The sequence below is a fragment of the Pantoea sp. PSNIH1 genome (genome assembly GCF_007680655.1).
Taxonomy (GTDB): Bacteria; Pseudomonadota; Gammaproteobacteria; order Enterobacterales; family Enterobacteriaceae; genus Pantoea; species Pantoea eucrina.
Genome location: NZ_VEIP01000029.1, coordinates 1 through 266, shown reverse-complemented (window position 1 = coordinate 266; position 266 = coordinate 1). Strand labels below are relative to the sequence as shown.

At 48.5% G+C, this 266-nt stretch carries 1 protein-coding gene and 1 tRNA gene; both read right to left on the bottom strand.

Annotated elements, in window-relative coordinates; genetic code table 11:
- Window positions 1–83: GTP-binding protein (locus FS690_RS18465; RefSeq protein ID WP_332459973.1), on the bottom strand; the 83-nt coding region annotated here is incomplete at its 3' end.
- 106 nt (window positions 84–189) lie between these two features.
- Window positions 190–265, bottom strand: a tRNA-Thr gene (locus FS690_RS18250).
- Window position 266: the final 1 nt, after the last annotated feature.

Below are 266 nucleotides of genomic sequence, written 5' to 3'. Positions count from 1 at the left end.
AGGGTGGTTTTACCGTGGTCAACGTGACCGATGGTGCCCACGTTTACGTGCAGTTTGTTACGCTGAAATTGCTCTTTAGCCATCGCTTGTCCCTCTAAGACACGAATATATCAAAGATATCGTCACATTAACCAGGCAGTGCCCGATGTTAGTTTTACAGAGAGAGAATCAGGAGAGAGATAAAGGAAGTGGTGCTGATACCCAGAGTCGAACTGGGGACCTCACCCTTACCAAGGGTGCGCTCTACCAACTGAGCCATATCAGCA